The following is a 16,426-nucleotide window of genomic DNA, read 5'->3' as shown; positions in this document are numbered from 1 at the left end:
GGAAGGCGCCGGCCGCCGTCGTACGTGGTGCCTGCGCTCAGCCTGTTCAAGAACCGGATCTTCGTCAACGCCACGGCCATCGGCTTTACCCTGGGCCTGGGCATGTTCTCCGCCATCGCCTTTGTGCCCACTTTCCTGCAAATGTCATCCGGGACGTCAGCGGCTGAATCCGGGCTTCTGATGCTGCCCATGATGGTAGGCCTCATGGGCATGGCCATCTATTCGGGCATCCGGATCTCCAAGACCGGCAAGTACAAGATGTTCCCCATCGTCGGGGCGGCCTTGACGATCGCGGCGATGCTGTGGCTCACCACCCTGACCGCCGAAACCCCCATCTGGGTCATCTGCGTCCAGCTGTTCGTGTTCGGCGCAGGACTGGGATCGATCATGCAGGTCATCGTCCTGGTGGTGCAGAATTCTGTCCCCGCGGATCAGATCGGCACGGCAACCAGCACCAACAACTACTTCCGCGAAGTCGGCGCGTCCCTGGGCGTGGCAGTGTTCGGCGCGATTTTCGCCAACCGGCTCTCGGAGTCACTGACCAGCGCGTTCACCGGCGCCGGAGCGTCCGCGGAACAGGCCTCGCAGTCCACCAGCACCCTGGACCCGCAGGCCCTGAGCCAGTTGCCGGACCAGCTGCGCGATGCAATCGTGAACGCCTACGCGGACTCCCTTGCTCCGGTCTTCTGGTACCTGGTGCCGTTCATCGCCCTCGCGCTGATCCTGGCCATCACGTTGAAGCAGATCCCGCTCTCGGACACCGCCGGCATGGTGGCCCGGGGCGAGGCTGTCGGCGGCGAGGAAGCAGAACGCCTGGAAGCAGAGCACCTGGCCCTGCTGAATGGCGGAACGGAGAAGGAACCCGCCGCCGTCCCTGACCCCGCGGACAGCCTGAAGGACGACGACGGCGAGCTGGTCTCCCAGCGCCGCTGACCGGCGTCGCAAGGCTATAAGCCATAGCGGCGGAGGCCGCAGTAAAAAGCCTGCAGGGGCGCCGCGATCTTGGGGGTTGCGGCGCCCCTGTTGTTTTCCTGGCGCCTGCGGACCGAGGCCGCAAGTGTCCTCTCGCGCTAAGCCGGCAGCAGCATCGCGGCAGCGGCACCGGCGAGCATAAACGGGCCGAACGGGATGGAGGACGTCAGGGTGCCGCGGCGGGCCGCCAGCAGCGCCAAGGACCAGAGGCCACCCAGCAGGAAAGCCGCGAAGGTCCCCGCGAAGACGTGCCCCCAGCCGAGATAGCCAAGGTACATTCCCAGGACACCGGCCAGCTTCACGTCGCCAAAACCCATGCCGGGCGGGTAAACCATCCGCAGGACAAAATAGAAGGCCCACAGAACCGCTCCCCCCGCCAGGATGCGCAGCGCCGGGATCCCCAGGAGCTCGGCGGCACCGTCGGGTGACCCCACGAGCGCGGCAGGACCGGCGATCACGTGCACCAAGGCCGCCGCGAGCAACAGGACCCCCGCCACACCGTAGGACGGGAAGACAATCCGGTTGGGCAGCAGATGGTGGCGAACGTCAATCACCGTCAGCCGGGCCGCCATAACAATAAAGTAGGCACAGGCGGCCAGCACCAGCCAGAACGCCAGCGGGGTGGCGTCCCACAGTCCATCGAGTCGTCGGATCACCCCTCGGATGCTACTGGATTCGCGCGCCGCACTGCTGAGCCCACGCGTAAACTGTGGATATGTCGACATGGGACACCAGGCGCCGGCCGGATCCGGAGGGCAGCGCCGCCGCTGCAGACCTGAGCACCATGTTCCGGAACCTTTGCCGGTCTTCCCCCTGGAAGTGGCAGTCACTGCGCTTTGAATACTGGGATGAACCGTTTTCCGACGTCCCCCACCCGTCTGCTCCGCTGGTCCGCGCCTGGCTGCGCCGGCCCGGGGCGCTGCGCCTGGAAACCGCTGACCGGCTTGTCCTCCACAGCACCACCGGCATCAACGATTCGAAGGACGGGTTGTACGTCAGCGCCACCCGGAAGTCCTGGCTGCTGCCGCCCCACCTCGTGGCGCCCGTTTACGACGACGGCGGCCTGGTCAGGCGCCGGCCGGAGGCAGCATACGGCGAGCCGGGCTTCGGGAACGGCCGTTTCTCGGCTGCCCTTGATCCCGTGGAACTCGCCGGGAATGCCCCGGTCCCGATCGAGTTCCCGGGCACCAACGCCGTAGAGGTCGACGCCGTTCGCCGCGTGGATCACGATGGCCGGCCGGCGCTGGAGGCAACCGTGACACCCACCGCGTCCTACCATCCAACGGATCCTGCCGCTCCGCTCTGCCTGCCCGGCAGCAACCGGGTGCGGATCGACGTGGAAACCGGCGTCTGCGTGGCCAGCCAGTCACTGGACGCGGCAACCCCGGATTACGGGCACTGGATCCGGATCCTCGCCGTGGACGAATATATGCTGGACGACCTGTTCGTGGCAGAGTCCATGAACCTTACGGACGTCCGACGCCACATCAGCTGGGACATCCACGCCTGACTACGGGTCCTCTCCGACCGCAACCGGCGGTTGACAGGCTCCACGGCCAGGCGTCGGCTAGGCTTCCCTGATGACCGCGCTGACTTCCATCTGGCCCCTCTTCGGCTTTGAGCTGACCACACCCCGCCTGGTGCTGCGTCCCATCGCCGACGCCGACATTCCGGCCGCAGTTGCCGCGGCCGCCAGCGGAGTCCACGAACCCGGCCGGAGCCCCTTCAGCACTCCGTGGACGGAACTGCCGGCGGAGTCCTTAGGGCACAACATGGCGCAGTGGTACTGGCGCTGCCGCGGCCAGGCCACGCCCGAGGACTGGACCCTGCTCCTGGGCATCTGGTACAAGGACGAATTCATCGGCTGCCAGGACATCGGCGCCAAGGACTTTGCCACCCTCAAGACCGTCAGCACCGGCTCATGGCTCAAGCAGTCCCTCCACGGCCAAGGGCTGGGCGCGGAGATGCGGGCCGCCGTCGCGCTTTACGCGTTCGACTGGCTCGGCGCCGAAGTGGCCGAATCCGAAGCCGCCGCCTGGAACGCCGCGTCCCTGGGCGTGTCCCGCTCCCTCGGCTACGAACTCAACGGCACCAACAGGCAATCCTGGGGCGGCAAGGCCGTCGAAGTCCAAAAAGTGCGCCTCACCCCCGCAACCTTCAAACGCCCCGACTGGACCCTCAAGGTAGAAGGCCACGAAGGAGCGGCCAAGTTCCTCGTCGGCTGAGTGCCGGGCGCGGCTGGGTTCGTGCGCCCCGTGCCCTTCGCCGTCGCTTAGACACCTCCCGACGCGCCGCTTCACAGAGCGGCCCGTAGCTGGGTCCGTCAGCCCCCGGACCTTCTCCGTCGCTTAGACACAGCGCATAGGGGCCATTTCGGTCGCTGGGCGACCTCCACGGCCCGATGCGCCGCGATGCGCTCCTACGAGAAGGCCCGGGGCCTGCCGTGTGCGTCGGTCACTTCTCGTGCCGATTCTTGCGGGACTGCCCGGGACGCACGAGAACGCCGGCTCAGCCTTCCGGCAGCGTGCGTCAGAGCGAGGAACGAGCAGCACGCAGAGGAAGGGTGACCCGGCGTTCGGACGGTACCGGGACAGGACCTTAGATCTCAGCCCCTTCGAGGAGCTCTGTTACCAGGGCTGCGATCGGGGAGCGCTCCGAGCGGGTCAGGGTGATGTGGCCGAAGAGGGGGTGTCCTTTCAGGGTTTCGACGACGGCGGCGATTCCGTCGTGCCGGCCGACGCGCAGGTTGTCACGCTGGGCGACGTCGTGGGTGAGGACGATCTTGGAGTTCTGGCCGATGCGGCTCATCACGGTGAGCAGGACGTTCTTCTCGAGTGACTGGGCCTCGTCGACGATCACGAAGGCGTCGTGCAGGGAACGGCCGCGGATGTGGGTCAGCGGCATGACCTCGAGCATGCCGCGGTCCATAACTTCTTCCACGACTTCCTGGCTGACCAGGGCACCGAGCGTATCAAAGACCGCCTGGGCCCAGGGGTTCATCTTTTCCGACTCGGAGCCGGGCAAGTAGCCGAGTTCCTGGCCGCCCACGGCGTAGAGCGGGCGGAAGACGATCACCTTGCGGTGCTCGCGGCGTTCCAGCACAGCTTCCAGGCCGGCGCACAGGGCCAGCGCGGATTTGCCGGTGCCGGCCCGTCCGCCGACCGAAACGATTCCGACGGCGGGGTCCATCAACAAGTCGATGGCCAGCCGCTGTTCCGCGGAGCGTCCGTGGAGCCCGAACACGTCCCGGTCCCCCTTGACCAGCCGCACCTGCTTGTCGGCGCCCACACGGCCCAGGGCTGAGCCCCGGTTGGAGAGGATCACCAGCCCGGTGTTGACCGGCATTTCGGCGGCTGCGGGGATGAAGACGGGTTCGTGGCCGTACAGGGTGGAGATTTCGTCCTCGCTGGCTTCCACCTCGGCGACGCCGGTCCAGCCCGAATCCTTCACGAGCTCGTTGCGGTATTCGTCGGCCGTAAGTCCCATGGCGGAGGCCTTAACCCGCATGGGGAGATCCTTTGAAACCACGGTGACATTCCGGCCTTCATTGGCCAGGTTCTTGGCCACTGCAAGGATGCGGCTGTCGTTGTCGCCGCTGCGGAAACCCAGCGGAAGCACCTCGGCGGAAATGTGGTTCAGCTCCACCAGCAGGGTGCCGCCCTCGTTTCCGATGGGGATGGGTTTGCTCAAGCCACCGTGTTTCACCCGGAGGTCATCGAGCAGCCGGAGCGCCTTGCGGGCAAAGTAGCCCAGTTCGGGGTCGTGCCGTTTCCCCTCAAGTTCGGTGATGACAACGATGGGAACAATGACTTCGTGCTCGGCAAAGCGCAGCAGCGCCTGTGGATCCGAGAGCAGGACGGAGGTGTCAATGACGAAGCTGCTGATGGTGGCGTCCCTTCCGGAGACAGCAAAACCGGCCGCAGATATTTCGTCTGCTGCACCGGTTTGTGAGGTGGCTCGCGTGGCGCGAGAGGTAGCTTTCTGTCCCTGGTCAAAAACGGCTTCGGGCAGTTGTTCAGAATTAGCCACATCGACTCCAGCCCCGGGCACGCCCGGAATTGTTATTGGTGAGGCGGCTCGGCCTGGAGGCCGGGTCCGGCCTCCCATACAACCGGTGCGAAATTCGCTCCATGTACTGGCCTCCCCGATCAGCCGGCGTATTTGCCTGCTGATGGATATAACGTAAATCCCTGCCCAGTAATTTCCGGTGCCATCCGTCGGCGATTCCTGTTGCCGGCTTGTGAATTCCGGATGAACGGACCGGCCGGATCAGGTCCCGAAGCGCCGCTGCCTGCCTGCGTAGTCGCGAAGGGCGCGGAGAAAGTCCACTTTGCGGAAGGCGGGCCACAAGGCCTCGCAGAAGTAGAACTCGCTGTACGCGCTCTGCCACATCAGGAACCCGGACAGCCGCTGCTCCCCGGAGGTTCTGATCACCAGGTCCGGATCCGGCTGGCCGCGCGTGTAGAGGAAACGGGAAATATCGTCCACGGACAGGGTGTCGGCGAGCGCCGAAATGTCAGAGCCCTTGGCGACGGCGTCGTGAAGCAGCTCCCGCACGGCGTCAACGATTTCGCGGCGTCCGCCGTAGCCCACCGCAACGTTGACATGGATCTTTTCGCGTACCGGTGTGCGGGCAGTGAGCTTGTTGAGCCGTTCCGCCAGGTAGTCGGGCAGGAGCTCGGGGGCGCCCATGGCGTTGACCGAGATGTTGGCGTCCTCGTCCAGGCGGTCCAGGGTGTTGGCAATGATCCCCATCAGAAGATCCAGCTCCTCGCTGGACCGGCTCATGTTGTCCGTGGACAGCATGTAGAGCGTGACCACCTTGACCCCAAGCTCCTGGCACCAGCCGAGGAATTCATGGATCTTGTCCGCGCCGGCCTGGTGGCCCTGGCTGGTGGGTGCGTTGAACTGTTTGGCCCAGCGGCGGTTGCCATCCACCATCACGCCGATGTGATTGGGAATGCGGCCGCCGGCCAACTCGCTGAGCAGCCGCCTCTCGTAGAAGTCATAAAGGAACCCGCGCAATTCCACGAGGAGACTCACCTGACTTCCGTTGCTGTTCGACGGCATTGCACATCCTAGGCTACCGTCCGGGACCGGGACCGGCGTGACGGTACGTTCCCGGATGACCCGTCATGATTGCTACCCATGAGTAACTTATCCAAAGAGAGGATATTCTGAAGCCATGAACAGCCAGACTCCTGACGGCCCCCGCGCGCCCTCGGCGGACCACGGCCACAGCCCCTTGAACGACGCCGCCGTCCGGCTGGCCGAGCTCCTGATGATCAAGCCCAAGTGGCGCGGCTGGATCCACACCGTCACGGCTCCGTTGGCACTGTCAGCGGGCATCGTCCTGGTGGTCCTCGCCCCCACTACGGACCGCAAGATCACCTCGGCCATCTACGCTGCCACCGGAGTCCTGCTTTTTGGCATCAGTGCCATCTACCACCGCGGCAACTGGTCTCCGGGCGTGAAGATTGTCCTCAAGCGCCTGGACCACACCAACATCATGCTGGTCATCGCCGGCAGCTATACGCCCCTGGCCTGGTCGCTCCTGGAACAGCCCAAGGCGGTCCTGCTGCTCTGGGTCATTTGGTCCGGGGCCATTCTCGGGGTGCTGTTCCGGCTGCTGTGGACGAACGCGCCGCGCTGGCTATACGTGCCGATCTACATCGCCCTGGGCTGCGGGTCGCTGTTCTACCTGCCTGAGTTCTTCGCGGCCAGCGTCCCCGCCGCCGTCCTGATCTGTGTGGGCGGCATTCTGTACATCACCGGTGCCGTGTTCTACGCGCTCAAGAAACCCAACTTCAGCTACGAGCACTTTGGCTTCCACGAACTCTTCCATGCCCTGACGGTCCTGGCCTTCGCAGCACATTTCACGGCGATCGCCATCGCAGTCCTCAGTTGAACCGTCGAGGCCCGGTGAGAACGCGGGAAATCGGCTCGCTTCAGTCGCGGGGCTGGGACCGGTCGGCGGCCTGGCTCTGACCATTCTCGTCGAGTCCGGCATTGTCGCCGGCAGCATCCGTGTCCCCGGCGGCACCGACGCCGTCGTGGTCATCCGCAGCTTCAATGTCAACCGCCTCAGCCGCAGCCTCCGCCGCCGCCTGGCGCTCCTCTGCCACCTGCGCCCGGTAGCGGACGCGGCGGATGCGGCGGACCATGTCCACAATCAGCAGCGTGGTGGCCAGCACAAAGAAAGCCGTCATGATGAAGCCCCACAGGCCCGGGGTGATCTGGTCCTCGGAGATGCCCTCACGCAGGCCGGGCGTCGGCAGCGGCGAGGGGGTGGCGGTCAGGGCGAGGAGCAAGTGATGCACGGTTCAAACCTTCTGTGGAAAATGATGGGCAGCCGGCCGCGGATTCCGGAGGCGGGTCCGCGGGACCCGGACCAGCCCACAGCTTTTCTACACGGCATAGAATATTCTGCCGCTTCTATCTTAGCCCGGCAAAAAGGTCCTTTTCGGGCAACTCCGCGGGGACCCTGGACTCGATCAGGGAGTAGTCTTCCCACGGCCACACGCGGCGCTGCATCTCGGCCGACACGGCAAAGAAGAACCCCAGCGGATCCACCTGCGTCCGGTGCGCGCGGAGTGCGTCGTCGCGGGCCTCAAAAAAATCCCCGCAGTCGATCTGCGTGGTGGTGGCATGGGCACCCTGCGGCGGGGTGTGGCCTTCCGCGTCCGTTTCCAGCCACGCGGCCAGCCGCTGGGCGTACGGGGACTGCAGGCCTGCTTCTTCCAGGGCAAAATGCAGTGCGCGGAACCGGTCCGGGCTGAAGGCCCTGTCGTAATAGAGCTTGCTGGGTTCCCAGGCCGCTCCGGCGTCGGGATACCTGCCGGGGTCACCCGCAGCCGCAAATGCCTCCACTGCCACCCGGTGCGCCATGATGTGGTCCGGGTGCGGGTATCCCCCGTTTTCGTCATAGCTGACGATCACCTGCGGCTTGAAGTCCCGGACCAGCCGCACCAGCGGCGCCGCGGCGCGCTCCAGCGGCTGGACGGCGAAGGATCCGGCCGGCAGCGGCGGCAGAGGATCGCCCTCTGGCAGGCCGGAGTCCGTGAATCCCAACCAGCGCTGCTGGATGCCAAGTACCTTGGCCGCCTGGTCCATTTCCAGCCGGCGCGCCCCGGCCATGTCCCGCTTGGGATGCGGCTCGCCTTCCACGGCAGGGTTCTGGATGTCTCCGCGGGATCCGTCGGTGCAGGTGGCCACCATGACTTCCACTCCGGCGGCGGCGTACATGGCCATGGTCGCGGCGCCCTTGCTGGACTCGTCGTCCGGGTGCGCATGAACGGCTAGCAGCCTCAGCGTTGCCGGGGTATTGGTGGACGCTGTCATCGAGGACGGCTCCTTATTCTTCTGCGGCTGCTGTGACGGCCACTGGACTGAAGGGACTGCATGACTGGACGGACGGGATAGCTGTGCCGGGGGTGCTGATCCGGACCGGACGGCCACGGCCTGGAACCGAACTAAACTGGACTGGTGACTACCCAGGATCAGCCCGCCGTGTCCCCGCCTGCAGACACTAGCCTAGCCAATCGTTATGGCAGTAAAAAGCAGCCCCTCCCGCGTGCGGTCAAACGTGGCATTGCCGTAGCAGCGCTGGCGGCTGGAGTGGGGTTTATGGCCTGGGTCTCCACGTCCTCAGCCGGCTCTGACGTAACGTTCAAGGACATCGGTTTCAGCACCATCGATGCCACGGCGGCCGAGGTTGATTTCCAGGTCACTAGGGAACCGGGGACGGCCGTCAAGTGCGCCGTCAAGGCCCTCGACTCCAAGTTCGCCGTGGTGGGCTGGAAAGTAGTGGACATCCCGCCCGGGGAAGCTGACGGAACGGCCGACGGCGGCAGGACAGTTTCGCAGCGCGTGACACTCCGGACGGAGTCCCTGTCCGTTTCCGGTGTGGTGGACGACTGCTGGATTCCGGGTGCCGGGACGTAGCGCCGTGTGATCTATGCCCCATCCCGGGTTGGGTATGTCCGGAGTTTTGACTACAATGGGTCAATACCTTTACCCCGCTGAGCTGGTTGCTGAGTTCCAAAAGTGGCCACCGTTGCGGGGTCTTTTGCATGTACGACCATTAGGAGAAGTCCGTGTCTACCACCAACAGCGCGCCTGCAGCCTGGCTCACCCAGGAAGCTTTTGACCGCCTGAAGGCAGAGCTGGACCACCTTTCCGGCCCTGGCCGTGCGGAGATTGTCCAGAAGATTGAAGCTGCCCGGCAAGAGGGCGACCTGAAGGAAAACGGCGGCTACCATGCGGCCAAAGAAGAGCAGGGCAAGATCGAAGCCCGGATCCGCCAGCTGACGGCCCTTCTGCGCGACGCCCACGTGGGCGAGTCCCCCGCTGACGACGGCATTGTGGAGCCCGGCATGCTCGTTGTTGCCCGGATCGCAGGCGACGAAGAGACATTCCTGCTGGGGTCCCGCGAAATCGCCGGCGATTCAGACCTGGACGTGTTCAGTGAGAAGTCACCCCTCGGCGCCGCAATCGTCGGCCACAAAGAGGGCGCGAAGCTCAGCTACACGGCTCCGAACGGCAAGGACATCACGGTGGAAATCCTCTCCGCCAAGCCTTACGCAGGCTGACGCTTCACACTGATCGTTTCAGGCCAACCAGGCCTGGCCAACGCCGGTCCCCGTCAGGGGGCCGGCGTTCTTGCGTGCTTGGGGCGCAGCAATAGGGCAGCGACAACTCCGCCTGCCGCTCCGCCGAGGTGCGCCTGCCAGGAGATGTAGCTGCCCATGATGGGCAGCACCCCCAGCAGGATGCCGCCGTAGACCATAAACAGCACCACGGCGAGCAGAATCTGGCGCCAGCTGTGGTTGAAGAAACCCCGCACGAGGAGGAAGGCGAACAATCCGAAAACCAGGCCGGAGGCGCCAACGGTGATGCCGCCGTCGCCAATCAGCCACACTGTCAGTCCGGAGCCCAGCCAGCTGAACCCGAGGGCCGCCAGGAACACCCTCGCGCCGGAGAGGAACACCAGGAAGCCGAAAACGATCAGGGGCAGGGCATTGGACAGCAGGTGGTTCAGATTGGCGTGCAGCAGCGGGAACGTCAGGATGTCCAGAAGCCCGTCCGCGGACCGGGGCCGGAGCCCGAAAGTCCGGTTCAGGGCATGCAGGGTCAGCATGTTGATCAGTTCGATCACAAAGAGCACGGCCACAAAGCCGCCGGCCACCAACAGTCCGCCTTTCGCCCGCGAGGCTGTGGTTTCCCGGTTCCGCGGCTTTCCGTCCCCCGTCGCGTCAAGCATGGCTGCTCCTAATGCACCACAATGGGCTGGAAACCCTCGGCACGAAGGGCGCCGAGGACCTGCTCGCAATGTTCGTGGCCCTTGGTTTCGAGGTTCACGGTGATGGAAACGTCGCCCATGCTGATGGACCCGCCAACACGGGTGTGGTCCAGGCCCGTGACGTTCGCATCGTTTTCGGCGATGATGCGGGCGATGGTGGCCAGCGAACCGGGCCGGTCATCCAGCATCATCCGGACGGTCATGTAGCGCCCGGCGGCGGACAGGCCCCGCTGGATGACTTTGAGCATCAGCATCGGATCGATGTTGCCGCCGGACAGGATCACGGCCGTGGTGCCGGGGTTTTCGATCTTGCCGTCCATCAAGGCGGCAACCCCCACCGCTCCCGCGGGTTCCACCACCATCTTGGCCCGTTCCAGCAGGAAGATCAGGGCCCGCGCCAGGGAATCCTCGCTGACGGTGACAACATCGTCCACGAGCTCACGGATGATGCTGAAGGGCAGCTGTCCGGGCCGGCCCACGGCGATGCCGTCAGCCATGGTGGACACCTTCTTCAGCGGAACCAGGGCGTCGGCGGCGAGGGACGGTGGATAAGCCGCGGCGTTTTCGGCCTGGACACCAATGATGCGGATTTCCCGCCCAAGTTCCCTGGCCCGGGCCTTGACGGCGACAGCGACGCCGGCCAGCAGCCCGCCGCCGCCCACACCCATCAGGATGGTGTCCACGTTGGGGATCTGCTCGAGAATTTCCAGGCCGATGGTTCCCTGGCCGGACACCACATCAACATTGTCGAAGGGGTGCACAAAGACCATGCCGGACTCGTCGGCGTAGCGCTGCGCCTCGGCGAGGGCCTCATCCACGTTGTGGCCGTGGAGGATCACCTCCGCACCGTGGCTGCGGGTGGCCGCCAGTTTCGGGAGGGCTACGCCCAGCGGCATGTAGATGCGGGCCTTGATGCCCAGGCTTTTGGCGGCTACGGCCACGCCCTGTGCGTGGTTGCCGGCTGACGCGGCCACAACACCGCGTTTTTTATCCTCAGCCGAGAGCTTGGCCATGCGGACATACGCACCGCGGACCTTGAACGATCCGGCCCGCTGCAGGTTTTCGCACTTGAAGAAGACGTCGCCGCCTACCATCCCGCCCAGGGCCCGTGAGGATTCCACCGGGGTCCGCATAATAATCCCCTCGAGCAGCTTCTGCGCCTCCAGGACATCGTCCAGCGTGACGGGAAGGGTTTCAAGGGTGTTCACGGACTTATTCTCCTTGGTGGATACGGCTCCGGCGCCATGGCTCATGTTTCAGGCCTGGGCGTCCGGATTGGCTGCTTCTGTGCTGGCTGCGGCGTCCTCGCCGCGCTTGGGCTTGAAGCCTGGCAACCGGACGTCCCTGATGGAGTCATCATGGTCCGGGCCTGGCGTCACCGGCCCTCCGGGGGTTGCCAGCACCTGTTCATGTTCCCACGTTCTGGCCGCGATGTAGCGAATTGCGGAGTTTGCTACGGCGAGGATGGGGACTGAGAACAGCGCGCCGGGGATGCCCGCAAGGTACGAACCCGCCGCCACAGAGAGGATGACCGCCACCGGGTGCAGTGCCACGGCCTTGCCCATCACGAGGGGTTGCAGGATGTGGCTCTCCAGCTGCTGGACCAGCAGGACGATAGCCAGCATGATCAGGGCGTTGACCGGCCCGTTGGCCACCAGGGCCAGGAGTACGGCGATGGCCCCGGTCACCAGGGCACCGACTACCGGGATAAAGGAACCGATGAACACGAGCACGCTCAGGGGCAGGGCCAGCGGCACCCCGATGATGGCCGCGCCGGCGCCGATGCCTACCGCGTCAACAAACGCAACAAACATCTGGATCCGTGCGTAGCTGACCATGGAAGCCCAGCCCTTGCGTCCGGCACCGAACGTTGCCGCACGCGCTTTCTTCGGGAGGAGGCGGACCAGGAAGGCCCAGATCCTGTCGCCTTCGAGCAGGAAGAAGATCAGGATGAACAGGGCCAGCACCATTCCCGCGGCGAAGTGGCCCGCGGTGCTGCCGAAGGACAACGCACCGCTGAGGATGCTGCTGCTGTTGTTCTGGAGTGCGGCGGATGCTTCCTTGAGGTACTGGTCGATCTGGTCGGCGGTGAGGTGCAGGGGCCCTTCGGCCAGCCAGTCCTGGATCTGCTTCACGCCGGTCAGCGCCTGGGACCACAATTCGCCGAAACCTGAAGCCAGCTGGCGTCCCACCAAGGCAAGGGCGCCAGCAATCACACCGATGAACCCCAGCACCGTGATGGCCACCGCGGCGCCGTTTGGCAGGCGCCTGCTCCGCAGCCAGCGCACTACCGGGCTCAGCAGCCCGGCCAGCAGTGCGGCCACCATAACGGGGATAATCAGGAAGCTGATCCGGCTGAGCAGCCAAATCAGGGCGCTGGCCATCAACAGGATGAGACCAAGCCGCCAGGCCCACGACGCAGCGATCCGGATACCATAGGGAATGTCCTGCTCAAGCTCCCGGTCCGCACGCACCCGCGCCGGGCGGGCAGTTTCCACCGGCCGGACCGTGTCCGGTACTGTGCCTGTGGGCGTTGAATCGGATGGTGTGGCGTCCTCGGCTGGCGTCATAGCCTAATACTTCCTCAGCACTGGCCCTTATGCGAAACGGCTACCCGGCCCCGCCCAGGACAGCATCGATCCCCCAGGCCATCGTGAACGTTTCCCCGGCCGAAAGCCACCGCAGCCCGTCACCCGAGTTGAAGGCGTTGGCCGGACCGGTCATGGGTTCGATGGCCACCGCCCTGGGCCTGCCGGGCAGCTCAGTTGTCACAAAGATGTGGACGTAGCCGCAGGATTCGTCCTGCCACAACGTGACACTGCGGCCGTCAGATGCGCTGAGCACATGGCGGGCCGCACCGCCGTCGAACGTCAGGTCAGTGAGGGCGACATCGATCTCAAGGTCCCCCACCGTTTGGCCGCTGCGGAAGTCACTGTCCCCGCTGACGGGCTCCGAGCTCCGCGGAATCAGGCGCTGGTCCGCCACCAGTCGGGTGCCGGCGGCGACGGTCAGGGTCAGGTGGTCCACGTCCGCGTCGCCCAGCCGCAGGTAAGGGTGGGCGCCCAGGACGAACGGCGCTGACGTGTTGGAATCGTTGATCAGCGTCTGGCGGACTTCCAGGCCACGGTCCTCACCGAGAAGGTACTGGACACGGTGCCGCACCAGGAAGGGGTAGCCATGCTGCGGGAAGACCGTCGCCTCGAGGGTCACGGAATATTGCGATTCATCAACCAAGCTGTAGGCGGAGTTGCGGAGCAGTCCATGGCTGGCGTTGTTCCGTGAAACCTCCGTGATGTCCAGTTGCTGCTTCTTACCGTCCAGGTACCAGAGCCCGTCCTCCACCCTGTTTGCCCAGGGGGCGAGGGTGATCCCGGCGGCGCCGGGGGAAATCTCGGCGTCCCCATAGGTCTCGGTGAGCTGGACACCGGCACGGCTGTAGAGCCGCAGGCCGGCCGCCAACTCAGTCACAACTGCGAACGCGTCACCCCTTCGGAGTTCGTACTGCCGGCCGGTGGCGTAGGTCTGGAATCCGGCGGGAATGCTCGCGTCCGGGGTTGTGCTCGAAGTCATGAGCCCCACCGTAACAGGGGGAAAGGACTGCCTGCCATCACCGCAAAAATGTTCTCTTTTGTGTGAAACTATTCTTTTTTGAGCGAAATATGGGATGATCGAGGCAACGGACGCCCGGCACCTGCCGGCACCAGCACGCAAAGGACCCCCGCCATGACAGGTATCACCACCACCACGCTCGCCGATGGCCGGGAGCTGATCTATTTCGACGACGGCGCCACTGCCAAGCCCCGCACGGCGGCCACCACCACCGATCACCGGCCCTTGCCCGAGCGCGGCGAGCCTGGCGAAGTACGCTTCGATGCCCTCACCGACGAGTGGGTGGCCGTCGCGGCGCACCGGCAGTCCCGCACCCACCTCCCGCCTGCCGACCAGTGCCCCATCTGCCCCACCACACCGAACAACCCCTCCGAGATCCCAGCACCCGACTACGACGTTGTGGTGTTTGAAAACCGCTTCCCGTCGCTGGGCCCGGCCGTGGGCCCAGTGCCGTCCACTCCGGCCTGGGGCACCACCGGACCCGCGTACGGACGCTGCGAAGTAGTGGCGTTCACTCCCGAGCACACGGGATCGTTCAGTGGCCTGGGTGAGGCCCGCGCCCGGACTGTAGTTGAGGCGTGGGCGCACCGCACCGAAGTCCTCAGCAAACTGCCGGGGATCAAGCAGGTGTTCCCGTTCGAAAACCGCGGGGCCGACATCGGCGTCACCCTCCACCACCCGCACGGCCAGATCTATGCGTACCCCTACCTCACGCCCCGGGCAGGGGTCATCGGAGCGGCCGCACGCAAGTTCTATGATGGGTCCGACGGGCGGCAGACGCTCACAGGCTCGCTTCTGCGGGCGGAACGCGAGGACGGGAGCCGAATGGTGATGGAGGGCGAGAATTTCAGCGCCTACGTGCCGTTCGCTGCCCGCTGGCCGCTGGAAATCCACCTGGTGCCGCACCGGCAGGTACCCGACCTGGCCGCCTTGAGCGGTGAGGAAAAGGATGAACTGGCCCATGTCTACCTTGACCTGCTCAAACGGCTCGATGCCCTGTATCCGACGCCAACGCCGTACATTTCCGCCTGGCACCAGGCCCCTCTTGACGACCTCCTGCGCCCCGCCAGCTACCTGCACCTCCAGCTGACGTCGCCCCGCCGGGCAGCGGACAAGCTCAAGTTCCTGGCCGGCTCCGAAGCCGCCATGGGCGCCTTTATCAATGACACCACCCCGGAGAGCGTGGCGGAACGGCTCCGGGCCGTGGTGGTTCCGGAGTCCAGCCCCGTCCCTGCAACAACCGCCCCTGCTGCTCTGGGGGCCCTGCCTGAAGGAGTACACGCGTGAGCGCCTCCCCTGACCCGTTGACTGCCCGGACCCCTCTGACCAACCCGGCGGAACCGGGCACTGAGGACCTGGACACAGCGCAGCCCGGCACGGCGGACCTGGCCGCCCGCTTTGGGCAGGAGTTCGGCAGGCTTCCCGACGGCGTCTGGCAGGCACCGGGACGCGTTAACCTCATCGGCGAGCACACCGACTACAACGAGGGTTTTGTGCTCCCGTTCGCGATCGATAAGACCGCCCGGGTGGCTGTCGCAGTCCGTGCGGACTCTACGGTCCGGCTCCTGTCCACTTATGGTGACCACGGCATGGTCACCGCCGACCTCGGCTCTTTGGACGCGGCTTCCGCCAAGGGCTGGACGAAGTATCCGCTCGGTGTGATGTGGGCGTTGCAGCAGCAGGGCATCACCGTTCCGGGGGTGGACCTGCTGCTCGATTCAAACGTTCCCCTGGGCGCCGGCCTGTCCTCATCGCACGCCATCGAATGCGCGGTCATCTCAGCCCTGAATGACCTGACGGGAGCTGGGCTTGAACCCGAGGAGATGGTCCTCGCCACTCAGCGCGCCGAGAACGACTTTGTCGGCGCCCCCACCGGCATCATGGACCAGTCAGCGTCGCTGCGCGGATCCAAGGGGCACGCGGTCTTCCTGGACTGCCGCGACCAGAGCGTTCAGCTGGTTCCCTTCGAGGCAGAACCTGCAGGGCTGGTGATGCTGGTGATCGATACCAACGTCTCCCACTCCCATGCCGACGGAGGCTACGCTTCCCGCCGTGCGTCCTGCGAACTGGGCGCCGAGGTCCTGGGCGTCAAGGCCCTGCGTGATGTCCGGCTGGAGGACCTGGAAGAAGCCGCCGGCCTCCTGGACGAGGTCACCTACCGGCGCGTGCGCCATATCGTGACCGAAAACGACCGCGTGCTGCAGACCGTGGAGCTGCTGGCCAGTGCCGGCCCCGGTTCCATCGGCGCCCTGCTGGACGCCAGCCACGTTTCCATGCGGGACGACTTTGAAATCTCCTGCCCGGAGCTGGATCTGGCGGTGGCCACCTCCCGTGCCAACGGGGCCATCGGCGCCCGGATGACCGGCGGCGGCTTCGGCGGGGCCGCCATCGCGCTCACCCCGGTGACGTCGGAACAGCAGGTGCGCGCCGCCGTCGTACGTGCCTTCGAAGAAGCCGGCTATGCGGCCCCTGACATCTTCACGGTGACCCCGGCAGCAGGAGCCATGCGCATTTCCTAGCGCGGGTACCCGCAAAAAGAGGGCC

16 protein-coding genes and 1 pseudogene are annotated in these 16,426 nt (G+C 65.5%); 8 read left to right on the top strand and 9 right to left on the bottom strand.

Annotation, left to right across the window (positions count from 1 at the left end):
- Positions 1 to 36: 36 nt before the first annotated feature.
- Positions 37 to 933, top strand: a pseudogene (locus ACVWY0_RS03590) (MFS transporter); the annotation flags it as partial.
- Between the two features lie 137 nt (positions 934 to 1,070).
- On the opposite strand, the gene ACVWY0_RS03585 reads toward ACVWY0_RS03590, so the two are convergent.
- Positions 1,071 to 1,628, bottom strand: a complete 558-nt coding sequence (locus tag ACVWY0_RS03585; RefSeq protein ID WP_485835458.1) for a prepilin peptidase — start codon at positions 1,626 to 1,628, stop codon at positions 1,071 to 1,073.
- Positions 1,629 to 1,687: 59 nt separating this feature from the next.
- On the opposite strand from ACVWY0_RS03585, the gene ACVWY0_RS03580 reads away from it, so the two are divergent.
- Positions 1,688 to 2,482, top strand: coding sequence for a hypothetical protein (locus ACVWY0_RS03580; RefSeq protein WP_485835457.1), 795 nt, complete (start codon positions 1,688 to 1,690; stop codon positions 2,480 to 2,482).
- Positions 2,483 to 2,552: 70 nt separating this feature from the next.
- Positions 2,553 to 3,197 (top strand): GNAT family N-acetyltransferase, encoded by a 645-nt coding sequence (locus ACVWY0_RS03575; protein ID WP_485835456.1) that lies wholly within the window; start codon positions 2,553 to 2,555, stop codon positions 3,195 to 3,197.
- 373 nt (positions 3,198 to 3,570) lie between these two features.
- On the opposite strand, the gene phoH2 is transcribed toward ACVWY0_RS03575, so the two are convergent.
- Positions 3,571 to 5,001 carry an RNA 5'-3' helicase PhoH2 gene (gene phoH2, locus ACVWY0_RS03570; protein WP_485835455.1) on the bottom strand — a complete coding sequence of 477 codons (1,431 nt, stop codon included), beginning with the start codon at positions 4,999 to 5,001 and terminating at the stop codon, positions 3,571 to 3,573.
- Positions 5,002 to 5,241: 240 nt separating this feature from the next.
- Positions 5,242 to 6,003 (bottom strand): isoprenyl transferase, encoded by a 762-nt coding sequence (locus tag ACVWY0_RS03565; protein WP_252566700.1) that lies wholly within the window; start codon positions 6,001 to 6,003, stop codon positions 5,242 to 5,244.
- Positions 6,004 to 6,157: 154 nt separating this feature from the next.
- Here ACVWY0_RS03565 and trhA point away from each other — a divergent pair, with 154 nt between their 5' ends.
- The gene (gene trhA / locus ACVWY0_RS03560) at positions 6,158 to 6,880 is read left to right on the top strand and encodes a PAQR family membrane homeostasis protein TrhA (protein ID WP_485835454.1); all 723 of its coding nucleotides are present in this window, start codon (positions 6,158 to 6,160) and stop codon (positions 6,878 to 6,880) included.
- Positions 6,881 to 6,920: 40 nt separating this feature from the next.
- On the opposite strand, the gene ACVWY0_RS03555 is transcribed toward trhA, so the two are convergent.
- Both ACVWY0_RS03555 and mca read right to left on the bottom strand, forming a co-directional pair.
- Positions 6,921 to 7,292, bottom strand: coding sequence for a hypothetical protein (locus ACVWY0_RS03555; RefSeq protein ID WP_485835453.1), 372 nt, complete (start codon positions 7,290 to 7,292; stop codon positions 6,921 to 6,923).
- A gap of 115 nt (positions 7,293 to 7,407) precedes the next feature.
- Positions 7,408 to 8,313, bottom strand: a complete 906-nt coding sequence (gene mca, locus ACVWY0_RS03550) for a mycothiol conjugate amidase Mca (RefSeq protein WP_485835452.1) — start codon at positions 8,311 to 8,313, stop codon at positions 7,408 to 7,410.
- Positions 8,314 to 8,457: 144 nt separating this feature from the next.
- Between mca and ACVWY0_RS03545 the strand changes: the two genes are divergently transcribed.
- Together ACVWY0_RS03545 and greA are read left to right on the top strand one after the other, a co-directional pair.
- Complete coding sequence (locus tag ACVWY0_RS03545; protein WP_248761972.1) at positions 8,458 to 8,916, top strand: DUF4307 domain-containing protein; 459 nt, start codon at positions 8,458 to 8,460, stop codon at positions 8,914 to 8,916.
- A gap of 152 nt (positions 8,917 to 9,068) precedes the next feature.
- Positions 9,069 to 9,563, top strand: a complete 495-nt coding sequence (gene greA / locus ACVWY0_RS03540; RefSeq protein WP_056343498.1) for a transcription elongation factor GreA — start codon at positions 9,069 to 9,071, stop codon at positions 9,561 to 9,563.
- A gap of 53 nt (positions 9,564 to 9,616) precedes the next feature.
- Here greA and ACVWY0_RS03535 read toward each other — a convergent pair whose 3' ends face one another.
- From ACVWY0_RS03535 to ACVWY0_RS03520, 4 genes are read right to left on the bottom strand one after another with little or no spacing between them, the layout of a single operon-like run.
- A complete protein-coding gene (locus ACVWY0_RS03535; RefSeq protein ID WP_485835451.1) occupies positions 9,617 to 10,234 on the bottom strand; it encodes a rhomboid family intramembrane serine protease in 618 nt (205 codons plus the stop codon).
- An 8-nt stretch (positions 10,235 to 10,242) separates the two neighbouring features.
- Positions 10,243 to 11,481, bottom strand: a complete 1,239-nt coding sequence (gene ilvA / locus ACVWY0_RS03530) for a threonine ammonia-lyase (RefSeq protein ID WP_104060985.1) — start codon at positions 11,479 to 11,481, stop codon at positions 10,243 to 10,245.
- A 48-nt stretch (positions 11,482 to 11,529) separates the two neighbouring features.
- Complete coding sequence (locus ACVWY0_RS03525; protein ID WP_485835450.1) at positions 11,530 to 12,843, bottom strand: AI-2E family transporter; 1,314 nt, start codon at positions 12,841 to 12,843, stop codon at positions 11,530 to 11,532.
- A 40-nt stretch (positions 12,844 to 12,883) separates the two neighbouring features.
- Positions 12,884 to 13,843 carry an aldose 1-epimerase family protein gene (locus ACVWY0_RS03520; protein WP_485835449.1) on the bottom strand — a complete coding sequence of 320 codons (960 nt, stop codon included), beginning with the start codon at positions 13,841 to 13,843 and terminating at the stop codon, positions 12,884 to 12,886.
- 153 nt (positions 13,844 to 13,996) lie between these two features.
- On the opposite strand from ACVWY0_RS03520, the gene galT reads away from it, so the two are divergent.
- Complete coding sequence (gene galT / locus ACVWY0_RS03515; protein WP_485835448.1) at positions 13,997 to 15,169, top strand: galactose-1-phosphate uridylyltransferase; 1,173 nt, start codon at positions 13,997 to 13,999, stop codon at positions 15,167 to 15,169.
- A 68-nt stretch (positions 15,170 to 15,237) separates the two neighbouring features.
- Entirely contained in the window at positions 15,238 to 16,401 is a 1,164-nt protein-coding gene (gene galK, locus ACVWY0_RS03510; protein WP_485835546.1) for a galactokinase, read from the top strand.
- Positions 16,402 to 16,426 lie beyond the last annotated feature (25 nt).

The organism is Arthrobacter sp. UYNi723 (genome assembly GCF_054057635.1).
The sequence above is the reverse complement of the archived record's forward strand: the minus strand, read 5'-3'. Positions and strand labels throughout refer to the sequence as shown.

What these genes read in the sequence shown, in the direction of transcription:
- ACVWY0_RS03535 (WP_485835451.1), bottom strand. Translation starts at nt 10,234, where the DNA reads ATGCTTGACGCGACGGGGGACGGAAAGCCGCGGAACCGGGAAACCACA.
- galT (WP_485835448.1), top strand. Translation starts at nt 13,997, where the DNA reads ATGACAGGTATCACCACCACCACGCTCGCCGATGGCCGGGAGCTGATC.
- ACVWY0_RS03525 (WP_485835450.1), bottom strand. Translation starts at nt 12,843, where the DNA reads ATGACGCCAGCCGAGGACGCCACACCATCCGATTCAACGCCCACAGGC.
- ACVWY0_RS03520 (WP_485835449.1), bottom strand. Translation starts at nt 13,843, where the DNA reads ATGACTTCGAGCACAACCCCGGACGCGAGCATTCCCGCCGGATTCCAG.
- ACVWY0_RS03575 (WP_485835456.1), top strand. Translation starts at nt 2,553, where the DNA reads ATGACCGCGCTGACTTCCATCTGGCCCCTCTTCGGCTTTGAGCTGACC.
- trhA (WP_485835454.1), top strand. Translation starts at nt 6,158, where the DNA reads ATGAACAGCCAGACTCCTGACGGCCCCCGCGCGCCCTCGGCGGACCAC.
- mca (WP_485835452.1), bottom strand. Translation starts at nt 8,313, where the DNA reads ATGACAGCGTCCACCAATACCCCGGCAACGCTGAGGCTGCTAGCCGTT.
- ACVWY0_RS03580 (WP_485835457.1), top strand. Translation starts at nt 1,688, where the DNA reads ATGTCGACATGGGACACCAGGCGCCGGCCGGATCCGGAGGGCAGCGCC.